This is a genomic window from Paenibacillus spiritus, assembly GCF_008710135.1.
Classification (GTDB): Bacteria; Bacillota; Bacilli; order Paenibacillales; family Paenibacillaceae; genus Paenibacillus_AQ; species Paenibacillus_AQ glufosinatiresistens.
Map to the genome: position 1 here is coordinate 1 of NZ_VYKK01000007.1, position 12090 is coordinate 12090.

Below are 12090 nucleotides of genomic sequence, written 5' to 3' on the forward strand. Positions count from 1 at the left end.
TCCGGGGCGGCGCTTCGCCGCCGATAGGGCTCACCGGCCCTCCGGGTCGGCGCTTCGCCGCCGATAGGGCTCGCCGGGCCCTCCGGGGCGGCGCTTCGCCGCCCACCATCGCCCGGGCGCCGGTCTGCCCGCCCGGCTCAGCTCGCCGCCGAGCCGGTGACTCCGCCGGCGGCCCCGGCGAAGCGGGCGATGATCGCATGGGCCGCATCCCGGCCCTGCGCCGCCGCCGAGACAACCATCGCCTCGCCCTTCCCGGCGCCGAAGACAATGTCGCCGGCGGCGTAGATCATCGGATCGGAGGTGGCGTGCGTCCGCTCCTCCACCGTCACCACGCCGCGCTCATGGGCAAGGCCGAGATGGCCGATGAGTCCGGTCAGCCGCTCCTGGCCGATCGCCAGCACGACAGCATCGGCCGGAAGGATAAATTCCGAGCCCGGCACCGGCACCGGCGCAAGCCGTCCGTCCCTCGTCTTCTCGCCCGTCAGCCTCATCTGCACGCATTCCAGGCCGGCGACCCGGCCCTGTTCGTCGCCTACGATCCGGACCGGCTGGGTCAGCCAGTTGAATTCCACGCCCTCCTGCTTCGCGAACGCGTACTCGAAATCGTACGCCGTCATCTCGCTGCGCGTCCGGCGGTATACCATCTTCACGTTCGCCGCGCCGAGGCGAACCGACGTGGTCGCCGCGTCAATCGCCGTATTGCCGGCACCGATCACCGCTACCCGTTTGCCGAGCAGTTCCAGCGGCGGCACGCCGGCTTTGGTCGACTCCACCAGCCGGATGGCGTCATAGACGCCGCTCAGCTCTTCGCCCGGAATGCCGATCGGCGGCACATAGCCCATTCCGGCCGCCAGCACGAGCACATCATGCCGCGCCTTCAGCTCGTCGGCCGAAATATCCTCGCCGACCCGAATCCCCGTGCGGATCTCGACGCCCAGGCGCTCCACCTGCTCCACCTCCCACAGCGAGACGGACTGCGGTAGCCGGAATGAGACGATGCCGTACGTATCCAGCCCACCGGCGAGCGGCTTCGCTTCATAGACGACGACTTCCCACCCCGCCCGGGCCAGCTCGCGGGCGGCGGAGAGGCCGGCCGGACCGCCGCCGATAATGCCGGCGCTGAGGCCAGTGGGCGGGCCGGCCTGGAACAGCGCCGCCCCGCTGTTCATCGCCCAGTCGGTCGCATAGCGCTGAAGCAGACCGATGGCGATCGGCTCGGAGGCGCCGTTCAGCACGCAGGCGCCTTCGCACAGCTCCTCGGTCGGACAGACGCGGGCGCAGGTGGCGCCGACCGGGTTGGCGTCCATAATGGCATGGGCGGCGCCGCGGAGATTGTCCGTGGCGATTCTTTTGATGAAGGAAGGGATATTGATGCCGGTGGGGCAGGCCTTGATGCAGGGAGCATCGTAGCAGTACAGGCAGCGGTTGGATTCTTCAGCTGCGCCTTTGCGGGTAAGACCCGGCTCGGCTTCGGCAAAGTGTCGCATGAACCACTCGGGAGTCAGTTGCGGCTCATGATGATGATTATCCATCTACAATCCCTCCTTATGTAAAATAAAGTGACGCAATTATGGAATTTCAACCTACAGTCTAGACAGAATGGCCGGGATATAGTGTAAAATAGACCATAACCACAGCACCTGCACCCCACTCCACGGCCTAAATGAGTCAGTTATCCTTACATCTTACTCCACACTATAGTCAATTCACTTTTTCGTTACATTAGACAGAATGTCTAATTTCAAAAGTTAATTTTTTACGCGCGTCTAAGCGAGGGGGAGAGCGATGGATTGGGAATTGGTATTCACCATTCGGGAGGCGCTGAAGCGCCCGCTGTTCAGCGAAGCGGTACTGGCGGGGGGAAGAAGCGGAATAGACCGCCCCGTACGCTGGGTGCATGTGCTGGAGAGCACGGATTTTGACGGACTGATTCACGGCGAGGAGATGATTCTGACCACAGGGCTCGGCTTCCACACGGATCTGCCTGCGGCGCTGTCCTTCCTGGACAGTCTGATCCGCAAAAAAGCCGCCTGTCTCTGTATCGAGCTCGGCGGCTATTTTCCCGAAGTTCCGCCGGAGATGGCCGAGCTGGCCGACCGGCATGATTTTCCGCTGATTATCTTCACCAAGACAGTCCGCTTCGTCGATATTACGCTGGATCTGCATTCCCTCATCATCAACCGCCATCACAAAATGCTGCAGGAGCTGGAGAGCATCTCCCGCGAATTTCACCGGCTCACCCTGACCTCCCAAGGGACGGTCAAAGTGCTCCAGCTGCTGGCCAAGAGCAGCCGCGCCCAGCTTCTCTATCTGCCGATCCAGGGCAAGCCGCAGTTCCTCCCGGCCCTGCCCCCGGAAGAACAGGCTGCCCTGCTCCATTACGCCCTGCGGCTTGCCGAAGAGGAAGACCACGCCTCCCAGCCCGATGCGTCGCCGGTCATCCGCGATTACCGCGGCCGTCCCGCTCTGCTGAAGCCGGTCGGAGCGCATGATCAGACCTGGGCCTACCTGCTCATGATCTGTCCGCACAAACCCCAGGAATTCGACTGCCTGCTTCTCGATTCCGCCTCCCTCTCTATTGCCCAGGAGCTGCTGCGCACACGCTATATGGAGGAGCGCAAGCTGTTCTCCGAGAACCTCTGGGTCGATGAATTGATCGGCGGGCGGCTGGAGGATGAGAACCGGCTGAAGAGCGTGATCGGACCCGACTACGGTGTCGTGAACGAGCTGAACTACCGGGTATGCCTGATCGAGATCGAGCATGCCTCCGGTGCGCCCTGGAGCGGCTCCGAGAATGAGTGGGAAGCGGTCACCTTCCATCTGTCGCTCATTCTGCGTTCCATCTTCGAGAAATACTCGCTCCGGCCGCTCCTTACGCGGAGGAACAACCGGCTGACCGTCATCGCGCTGGATCTTCCGGCGAAGCTGCCCGGGCGCGCCCGGCTGCAGCAGGCGCTCGAGGCGCTCCAGAACGTCCGGTCCGACGAGAAGGTCAAGGATCTGCAGCTTATCATCGGCGTCAGCACCAGCCGCACAGGACTGCGGGAAGCGCCCGCCGGGTACCGCGAGGCCGCCCAGGCGCTGTCGCTGCACGGCTGCCGGAGGCAATCGACGCTCTTCTACGAAGAACTCGGCGTCTTCCAGCTCCTGCTGGGCCTCAACGACGGCCGGACGCTCCAGTCCTTCGTCCGCACCTACCTCGGTCCGCTGATCGACCATGACCGGCAGAAGGGCAGCGAACTCCTGCTGACGCTCCGCGTCTACCTGGACCATGACGGCTCCAAGCAGATTGCGGCGCGCAAGCTGTTCATTGTCCGCCAGTCCCTCTACTACCGTCTGGACAAAATCACCGAGCTGCTCGGGCCCGACTTCATGTCTCCCGAGAACCGCATCTCCATTCAGGTCGCGCTGCGCGCCTACCAGTTCCTCTACGACGGCAAGCTTACGTTGCCGGACTCGCGTTCATTACCGATGTGAAGGTCTCCAGTAGGAAGGCGATGTCTTCGTCGGTGGAGGAGAGCGGCGGCGCGAAGGTCAGGACATTGTTGTAGCCGGCCACCGTATCGCCGTTCTTGCCGATAATCAGTCCCTTGGCTTTGCAGGCGGCGATAAGGCCCTTGACGGTGTCCAGCGAAGCGGGTCTGCGCGAGACCTTGTCTTCGACCAGCTCTACGCCGGCCATCAGGCCGAAGCTGCGGACATCGCCGACCAACGGATGGTCCGCCAGCGCACGCAGTCCCTCTTCCAGCCGGCGGCCAAGCAGCTCCGCCCGCTCCACCAGCTTCTCGTCCTCCATGATCTGCAAATTCCGCAGCGCCAGGGCGCAGGCGGCCGGATTGCCGCCGAAGGTGTTCACATGGCGGAAGTATCCGTATTCGTCCGCATTGTCCTTGAACGCTTCATAGATCTCCTTGCGCACCGCCGTCGCCGACAGCGGCAGATAAGCGCTCGTCAGCCCCTTGGCCATCGTCACGATATCCGGCTTCACGCCGTAATTCTGATGGCCGAACTTGCGGCCCGAGCGTCCGAAGCCGCAGATCACCTCGTCGATGATGAGCAGGACGCCGTGGTCGCGGCAGATCTCCTGCACCCGGTCCAGATACACCTGATGCGGCACCAGAACGCCGCCCCCCGTAATCACCGGCTCCATGATGACGGCGGCCACGGTCTCCTCGCCTTCCCAGATGATCCGCTCCTCGATCTGCTGCGCCATCAGCAGATTGAATTCCTCCACCGTCTGTCCCGCCGGGCGGCGGTAGCTGTCCGGCGGAGAGACATGCAGGAAGCCGCCGGCAAGCGGTTCGTATTTATACTTCCGCTGGGCCTGGCCCGTCGCGGCCAGGGCGCCGAAGGAGTTGCCGTGATAGCCCCGGTAGCGGGCGATGAACTTGTGGCGGTACGGCCGGCCGATCTGCTGCTGGTACTGCCGGACGATTTTGAACGCCGCTTCATTGGCCTCGGAACCGCTGTTCGAGAAGAAGATGACATAGTCGCCCTCCAGCCATTCATTCAGCTTCTCCGCCAGCGAAATCGCCGGTATATGACTCTGGGTCAGCGGAAAATACGGGAGCGTCGCCAGCTGTTCATACGCCGCCTCCGCCAGTTCCCGCCGTCCGTAGCCGACATTGACGCACCACAGGCCGGACATGCCGTCCAGATAGCGGTTGCCGTCGATGTCCGTCACCCAGGAGCCGCTTGCCTCCGCCGCGATCATCGGCGGGTTCGCCTCATTGTAGGGAACGATGTTGTGCCACAGGTACTGGCGGTCTTTCAGGATGGCCTCCCGGCTCTTCATCCCCGTCTCAAGCATTGCTCTCTCTCCTCTCCTCAGTACCGCGCGGTCACCATCTTCTTCCGGGTGTAGAACTCGACGCCGTCCCGGCCGTTCGCGTGAAGATCGCCGTAGAACGACTGCTTGTAGCCCGAGAACGGGAAGAAGGCCATCGGCGCGGGCACGCCGAGATTCACGCCCAGCATCCCCGCGTCCATCTCTTCCCGGAACCGGCGCACCGCCCTGGCGCTGTCCGTATAGAGGCAGGCTCCGTTGGCAAAAGGCGACCGGTTGGCGACCGCTATCGCCTCCGTCAAATCCTTGACCCGGACAATCGACAGCACCGGCGCAAAAATCTCGTCCCGCCAGATCCCCATCCCCGGCTTCACCCGGTCGAAGATCGTCGGTCCGAGGAAGAACCCCGGACCGCTTGCGGCGGCGTCGAGACGGCCGTCCCGGACCAGCACGGCGCCCTCCGCCTCTCCGGCTTCAATGTAGCCGCAGGTCCGGTCCTTGCTCGACTGGCGGATGACCGGGCCGAGGAAGACGCCGTCCCGGGAACCGTCGCCGATGACGAGGCCGTCGGCCGCCGCCTTCAGGCGGGCGACCACCTCATCGGCCACCTCCTCCTGCACGGCCACGACCGAGCAGGCCATGCAGCGCTCGCCCGCCGATCCGAAGGCGGCGGCGATGATGTTGCGGACCGCGTTGTCCAGGTCCGCATCCGCCAGCACGATGGAATGGTTCTTCGCGCCGGCCAGAGCCTGCACCCGTTTGCCGTTCCCGCAGCCGGTCTTGTAGACGTACTCCGCCACCGGCTGGGAGCCGACAAAGGAGATGGCCTTGACCTCCTCGTGGGCCAGAAGGCCGTTAACAACCTCATGGGCGCCGTGCACCACATTCAGCACACCGGGCGGAAAGCCCGCCTCGGCGAACAGCTCCGCCAGTCTTCCGGCAAGCAGCGGCGTCCGCTCCGACGGCTTCAGCACGAAGGTATTGCCGCAGGCGACCGCAATCGGGAACATCCAGCACGGCACCATCATCGGGAAATTGAACGGCGCAATCCCGGCCACAACGCCGAGCGGATACCGGTACATGCCGGATTCGATGCCGGCGGCAATATCGGGCAGCTGGCTGCCCATCATCAGCGTCGGCGCCCCGGCGGCGAATTCGACACATTCGATCCCGCGCTGTACTTCGCCGCGGGCTTCCTCCAGGTTCTTGCCGTTCTCCAGCGTAATGATCGCCGCCAGTTCTTCCGCATGCTCCAGCAGGAGCTGCTGGTAGCGGAACAGATAGCGGGCCCTCCGGGGGACGGGGACGCCGCGCCAACCGGGGTAGGCTTCGGCGGCCGCAGCCACGGCCGCCGCTACATCCGCTGCGCCGGAGATCGGCACGAACGCAATCGTCTCGCCGGTCGCCGGGTTGAGGACCTCCTCCACCCGGCCGTCCGCCGGCTCAACCCAGGAGCCCGCAATGAAATTGCGGACCGGTTCGCTTGTTCGGGCGATAAGGGACATGCCGACACCTTCTTTTTCATTAATGTAGAACCGCTGCCTTGCACACGCGCTGCGCTACTTGCCGGCCATCTCCACAATCTCGTTGGTGAACGCCTTGCTGACATCCGCCTCTTCCTTGATGACCCCGAACTGGTGGGCAATTTCGGCAGTCTGCTTGAACGCAGCCTCATCGGTATATCCGAGCTTGGAAGCGTCGAAGCCCTCCGGCTGGATCAGCTTCGCCACCTCTTCCATCATCTTGAGCTGATGCTCCCGGTTCGTGCTGCCCTCCTCCGCCTGCTTCATCACGATGTCCACGGCGGCCTCCGGATCGGCGATGGCTTCCTTCCAGCCTTTGAGCGAAGCGCGGACGAACTTGGCCGCCGTCTCCTTGTTGTCCTTCAGCCAATCCGAATTGGCGAACAGATTGTCTTCCAGCATCGCCACGCCCTCTGCGTTCATGTCGATGACGTTCAACTCTTCCGGCTTGATTCCCGACTCCAGCACCACTTGATACTCGTTGTAGGTCATCGCCGAAGCGGCATCCAGCTCGCCGCCGAGGAACTGATCCATCGTGAAGCCCTGCTTCGTGAACTTCAGGTCTTTATTGGGGTCCAGCTTGTATTTGTCGAACAGCGCCAGCAGCTCGAACTCGTTGCCGCCCATCCAGTTGCCGACCTTCTTGCCCTTCAGATCGGCGGGCGCGCTGATATTCACCGACTTCTTGGAGACCAGCACAAGACCGCTCTTCTGATAGATCTGCGCGATCTGCACCAATGGCATGCCCTGCTCCTGGCTGGTCAGCAGACTCGCCACCCAATCGACGCCGATGTCCGCGGTGCCGCCGGCCACCTGCTGCTCCGGCACAATATCCGGGCCGCCGGGCAGAATCTCGACGTCCAGCCCTTCATCCTTGTAGTAGCCTTTGTCCAGCGCCACGAAGTACCCCGCGAACTGCGCCTGCGGCACCCATTTGAGCTGCAGCTTCACCTTGACCGGATCGCCGGCCGGAGCCGCCGAAGTTCCCGCTGCGGCAGACGGGTCGGCTGCATTCGCTTCCCCGTTGTTGTTCCCGCCGCATCCCGCCAGAGCCCCGGTCAGCAGCACCGCCGCCAGCAGTCCCATCCCGCGCTTCTTGCCGAATCTCTTCCTCTTCATTCCTACTCCCCCTATCCGGTATTGGTCTGTCTCTTCCCGCCGGTCCGGACCGGCAGGCTGTTATCGGCTAACGCCCGCCTGGCGGCGGGAAGGATGCCATTTGATAAACCGCCGTTCTATCCCTTCTACCAGCAGGTAGAACAGGACACCGGCTACGGCGGCCAGCACGATGCACGACCAGCCGATCGGCATTTTGGCGACCTTGATGGAATTCGAGAGCAGATATCCGAGGCCCCGCGACGAATAGAAGAACTCGCCGACAATGGCCGCGATCATGCTCGCCGTCGTGTTGATCTTCAGCGCCGTGAACACATGGGGCAGGCTGCTGCGAATCCGGAGATGGCGGAACACGGCGCTTCGGGACGCGGCGCAGGAACGCATCAGATCAAGCGCCAGCGGGTCCACCGAGGTCATGCCCTTGAAGGCGTTGATGGCCATGGCCGGAGTCGTCGCCGCCATGACGATGGCGACCCGCGAGCCGATCCCGTCCCCGAACCACAGATTCAGGATCGGAGCGAGCGCAACAATCGGCACGGCATTCAGGGCAGCGGCAAGCGACAGCCCGCTTCCGCCCCAGCGGGGCCAGCCGCTCGCCGCGATGGCGACGACAAATCCGAGCGCCGAGCCCGCCAGCATGCCGAGCACCGCCTCTGTCAGCGTATAGCCGGTGTACGTCGCCAGCAGACTGCTGTTCTCCCGCAGCGCCTCCACAATGGCGGAAGGCAGCGGAAGCTGGTACTTCTTCAGGTCGAAGAGCCGGTGGAACAGCTCCAATTGCCAAGCTGCCAGGAACGCGATTCCCGCCAGAAGCGGAAGCAGAATCCCCGCGGCCAGCGCTCTGGAGCGGCCGGATGAGGCGGAAGCGCGTGTCCGGCCTTCGGATTTCTTCCGGGGTGCTGCGGCGGGCGCCGCCGCGTGAAGGACAGGTTCCGGAGAGCCGGTTCCCTGGGAAGGGAGTATCGCTGTTTTGCGGGCGGTGCCGGTCTTCATGACCGCTCCCCTCCTTTCGGGCGGAATTCGGGCTGCCAGGGCGACAGCAGCCGTTCCAGCAGACTGATCAGTCCGTAGCCGGCCAGACCGAGCAGGGCGCCGACCAGTACCGTGGACCAGAACATGTAGGCGTGGGAGGGACCGTAATACAGGTTGCGCAGCATGAGAACGCCGATGCCGTGCCGGGCGCCCATCAGCTCCACGAGGATCGCGCCGGTAACGGCGAGGGGAGCGGCAATCTTCAGTCCGGCAAAAAGCCCCGGAACCGCCGCCGGAAGCCGCAGCTTCCCATAGACCGTCCACGGCCTGGCGGCCAGCGAATGCATCAGATCGACCGCATTCGGATCGACGCTGCGCAGACCGCGAAGCATATTCAGCGCTACCGGGAAGAACGTGATATAGCCGGAGATCAGAATCCGCGAGGTCTGTTCATCCCTCACGATTCCGTAGATAATCGGGGCCAGCCCCAGGATGGGTATCATCTGGGACGCGACGGCATAGGGGAAGGTCAGCCGTTCGACCAGCTTCGAGACGCTCATCAGCACCGCCAGCAGGACGCCTGCGGCCGCCCCGGCCGCAAAGCCGACGCCCGCGCTTGCGAAGGTTGCGCCTCCTTCACGGGCCAGCGTGCCGCTGTATTCCCACAAGGTGGCAAGAACTTCATGCACGTAGGGCAGCTTCGACTGGGCCAGCGGCACGTTCCGCTGAAGCAGCAGCCAGGAGACGAATTCCCACAGCGCCAGCAGCCCCGCAATCCACACCGCCAAGGGCAGCAGCCGCCCCCGGGCCGGGAGGCCGCCCCCTCTCATGGCTGCCCTCCTTCGAAGCTGCTCCGAATGCCGGCCACCAAGCCAAAGAACTCGGGACTGTTCCGCATCTCCGCCGTCCGCGGACGCGGGAGAGGGATGTCCACGACCGCTGACAGGCGGCCCGGATGCGGGGAGAGCACGAAGACGCGGTCGGAGAGGAAGATGGACTCGGGGATGCTGTGGGTTACGAAGACCACCGTGCTGCCGACCTTGCTCCAGACCGACAGCAGTTCCTCGTTCAGCCGCTCGCGGGTGAACTCATCCAGGGCGGAGAACGGTTCGTCCATGAGGAGAATCTCCGGCTCCATGGACAGCGCCCGGGCAATGGCCACCCGCTGCTGCATGCCGCCGCTGAGCTGCCACGGGTACTTGTCGGCAAAGCCGCTCAATCCCACCAGCTCCAGCAGCTCCAGCGCCTTCTCGTCGCGCTTGGCCTTCCGCACGCCCATCAGTTCCAGCGGCAGGGTGATGTTGTCCTTGACCTTGCGCCAGTCGTAGAGGACCGGGCTCTGAAAGACAATGCCGTACTTCCGGGCAAGCCGGGCTTCCTTCGCCGTCTTCCCGGCCACCGTCAGCGTCCCGTCTGTCGGTTCGAGCAGATCGGCCATAAGCCGAAGCAGGGTCGTCTTGCCGCAGCCCGAAGGCCCCAGCAGGGAGACAAATTCCCCCTTGGCGATATCAAGGCTGACCTGGTGCAGGGCCAGCACATCCGCCGTTCCGGCGCGGTATCTCATCTCCACATTCTCCATTCGAATCTCCGGTATGGAGCGCGCTGCCAAAGACATGTTCATCCACCCGCTTTCTGAAGTAAGTTCCGGATCTTCCCGGCTGTTGATGTAGCTTTAACTAACATCATACCGGGTGGAAGAAGGCTCTACACTAGACAAAAGGTAAAGTCGGAAGCCTGAAATACCGTCGTTTTGTCCAGACCGGCCATTTTGTTGTCAGCTTTCTTCCCTCAACCTTTCCGCATCCTTTCCATTCCGCTTCCCGCAACTTTCTGAAATTCCGGCTGCGCCATCGTCTCAAAACGGCAGACCTCTGCCGATATATTAGAAATAGGCGCTGCGGTCGAATATGCTATGATAGAATCCAAGCGCGTAATCGCTTTCCAGGAAGCACTTCCGGAGGTACCCTATTGTCTAACTTCAATTTTGTTTATACAGTTCTGGTCTGCATGGCAGGGGCGATGAACCTGCTGCTGACCGCCCTTGCCTATCATCGAAGGAATGATTTTGCCGGAGCCCGGATCTTCGTGGCAATTGCCGCCTTCTCTGCCGTCTATGTGTTCGGCACTGCCCTTGGGATGGCGGGCGATTCCTTGTCCAGCCTAATATGGTGGACCAAGGTCTCTTATCTGGGCCTGCCGTTCATCGCACCCTGCAGTCTGATTATGATTCTGTATTTTGTCGGCTTTGAGCGCTGGGTAACCCGCTTGCGGGTTGCGCTTCTCTTCGCCATACCGGTTATCACCGTTGCTTTGGTCTGGACGAACGAGCGGCACCATCTCTTCTACCAGCGCATCGAGGCCCTTGGCGACGGCCCTTATCCCTTGGCATCTGTCGTCGGCGGCCCTTGGTATCTCGTACAGGGCAGCCTGACTTTTCTCTGCCTGGCAGCGGCGACGGTGCTGCTGCTTCAGGGCTGGGAACGGCTGAAGGCCGCCTACCTGCCCCAATACATGGTGATGCTGATCGGTCAATTGCTTCCCATGGCCTGCGCCTTCCTCTACCTCATCGGAGCCGCGCCTCCCGGCATCGACCCGGTTCCGGCCAGCATGAGCATAACGGCAACCCTCTATATCTGGGCCATTCTGTCCCGGGGGATGCTTACGGCCGCGCCGATTGCCCGCGAGAATCTGTTCGAGTGCCTCCGCGACGGCGTGCTGGTGCTCGATCTGGAGGACCGTCTGGTGGACTTCAACCAGGCTGCGTCCGAGATGGTGGACGGTCTTGGCCCGTCGTCGATCGGCAGGCCGCTGGCCCAGCTCTTCATGGGAGCGGGCCCCGAGGCGCTCGCCTATGTTATGGAAGGCGCAAATCCGCCGGGCGAGACGGTGAAGGACCTGAAATGGCGGCGGGCCGGAGAGAGCGGCTATTACCAGATCCGCTCCTCGCCCGTCCAGAAGCGCGGCGGACAAGTCGCCGGACGGATGATTATGCTGATCGACATTACCGAACGTATGCTGCTTCAGGAAGGCCTGCGGCGGCTGGCTACCATTGACGGCTTGACCGGAACAGCCAACCGGGCCCATTTCATGGAACTCAGCCGCAAGGAATTGGAACGGTTCGATTCCCTCCAGCATTCCCTGTCCTTTATCCTGCTCGACGTCGACCACTTCAAGAACATTAACGACCGTTACGGCCATCCCTGCGGCGATGCCGCACTCCGGCATATCACGGATATTTGCGCGGCGCATCTGCGGGAGGGCGATGTGCTCGGCCGTTACGGAGGCGAGGAGTTCGTCCTCTGCCTGCCGGGCATCGGTCTGCTGGAAGCCGCCCGGCTGGCCGATGCCATCCGCCTCGATATCCGCAGCCGGCCGCTGGCTTCCTCCTCGGGCCCGGTTGCGATTACCGCCAGCTTCGGCGTTACCGAAGCCGTGACCGGAGACACGCTCACCGAGCTGCTCCGGCAGGCGGACCGGGCGCTCTACGCGTCCAAGAATGCGGGACGGGACCGGGTGCACCTGTTCCGGGAATCTGTCACCCTTCCCTATGACCAGAATGACCAGACCGTCCATGAAACACCGACAGCCGCAGCCCCGTGACGGAGCGCGGCTGTCTGCATTTCCGGAGCCCCTCATCCCTAAGCGGCCTGTCCGCCTGTTCATTAAATTTTAAATTCCGCCAACCGATATATA

The 12090-nt window shown here is 63.1% G+C and carries 9 protein-coding genes; 2 read left to right on the plus strand and 7 right to left on the minus strand.

Annotation, left to right across the window (positions count from 1 at the left end; genetic code table 11):
* Positions 1–137 precede the first annotated feature (137 nt).
* Positions 138–1532, minus strand: coding sequence for an NAD(P)-dependent oxidoreductase (locus F4V43_RS06760; RefSeq protein ID WP_223879804.1), 1395 nt, complete (start codon positions 1530–1532; stop codon positions 138–140).
* Between the two features lie 253 nt (positions 1533–1785).
* Between F4V43_RS06760 and F4V43_RS06765 the strand changes: the two genes are divergently transcribed.
* Complete coding sequence (locus F4V43_RS06765) at positions 1786–3477, plus strand: PucR family transcriptional regulator (RefSeq protein ID WP_150457480.1); 1692 nt, start codon at positions 1786–1788, stop codon at positions 3475–3477.
* Here the strand turns inward: F4V43_RS06765 and F4V43_RS06770 are convergent.
* Genes F4V43_RS06770 through F4V43_RS06795 form a run of 6 tightly spaced genes read right to left on the minus strand, consistent with a single transcriptional unit; the run spans position 3443 to position 10012 of the window.
* Entirely contained in the window at positions 3443–4810 is a 1368-nt protein-coding gene (locus F4V43_RS06770) for an aspartate aminotransferase family protein (RefSeq protein ID WP_150457481.1), read from the minus strand. The two genes, F4V43_RS06765 and F4V43_RS06770, sit on opposite strands and share 35 nt — an antisense overlap.
* Before the next feature lie 17 nt (positions 4811–4827).
* Positions 4828–6291: a CoA-acylating methylmalonate-semialdehyde dehydrogenase gene (locus F4V43_RS06775; RefSeq protein ID WP_150457482.1), complete on the minus strand. Its 1464-nt coding sequence runs from the start codon at positions 6289–6291 to the stop codon at positions 4828–4830.
* 54 nt (positions 6292–6345) lie between these two features.
* Entirely contained in the window at positions 6346–7428 is a 1083-nt protein-coding gene (locus F4V43_RS06780) for an ABC transporter substrate-binding protein (protein WP_150457483.1), read from the minus strand.
* A gap of 60 nt (positions 7429–7488) precedes the next feature.
* Positions 7489–8418 carry an ABC transporter permease gene (locus F4V43_RS06785; protein ID WP_150457484.1) on the minus strand — a complete coding sequence of 310 codons (930 nt, stop codon included), beginning with the start codon at positions 8416–8418 and terminating at the stop codon, positions 7489–7491.
* Positions 8415–9227, minus strand: coding sequence for an ABC transporter permease (locus tag F4V43_RS06790; protein WP_150457485.1), 813 nt, complete (start codon positions 9225–9227; stop codon positions 8415–8417). The genes F4V43_RS06785 and F4V43_RS06790 overlap by 4 nt, the downstream gene beginning before the upstream one ends.
* Entirely contained in the window at positions 9224–10012 is a 789-nt protein-coding gene (locus F4V43_RS06795; protein WP_150457616.1) for an ABC transporter ATP-binding protein, read from the minus strand. Before F4V43_RS06795 ends, F4V43_RS06790 begins: the two co-directional genes overlap by 4 nt.
* Positions 10013–10365: 353 nt before the next feature.
* Here F4V43_RS06795 and F4V43_RS06800 point away from each other — a divergent pair, with 353 nt between their 5' ends.
* Positions 10366–11997, plus strand: a complete 1632-nt coding sequence (locus F4V43_RS06800; RefSeq protein ID WP_150457486.1) for a histidine kinase N-terminal 7TM domain-containing protein — start codon at positions 10366–10368, stop codon at positions 11995–11997.
* Positions 11998–12090: the final 93 nt, after the last annotated feature.

Bases quoted from the DNA above. Each gene is read 5' to 3' on its own strand.
- F4V43_RS06760 (WP_223879804.1), bottom strand. From the start codon at position 1,532: ATGGATAATCATCATCATGAGCCGCAACTGACTCCCGAGTGGTTCATG.
- F4V43_RS06765 (WP_150457480.1), top strand. From the start codon at position 1,786: ATGGATTGGGAATTGGTATTCACCATTCGGGAGGCGCTGAAGCGCCCG.
- F4V43_RS06770 (WP_150457481.1), bottom strand. From the start codon at position 4,810: ATGCTTGAGACGGGGATGAAGAGCCGGGAGGCCATCCTGAAAGACCGC.
- F4V43_RS06775 (WP_150457482.1), bottom strand. From the start codon at position 6,291: ATGTCCCTTATCGCCCGAACAAGCGAACCGGTCCGCAATTTCATTGCG.
- F4V43_RS06780 (WP_150457483.1), bottom strand. From the start codon at position 7,428: ATGAAGAGGAAGAGATTCGGCAAGAAGCGCGGGATGGGACTGCTGGCG.
- F4V43_RS06785 (WP_150457484.1), bottom strand. From the start codon at position 8,418: ATGAAGACCGGCACCGCCCGCAAAACAGCGATACTCCCTTCCCAGGGA.
- F4V43_RS06790 (WP_150457485.1), bottom strand. From the start codon at position 9,227: ATGAGAGGGGGCGGCCTCCCGGCCCGGGGGCGGCTGCTGCCCTTGGCG.
- F4V43_RS06795 (WP_150457616.1), bottom strand. From the start codon at position 10,012: ATGTCTTTGGCAGCGCGCTCCATACCGGAGATTCGAATGGAGAATGTG.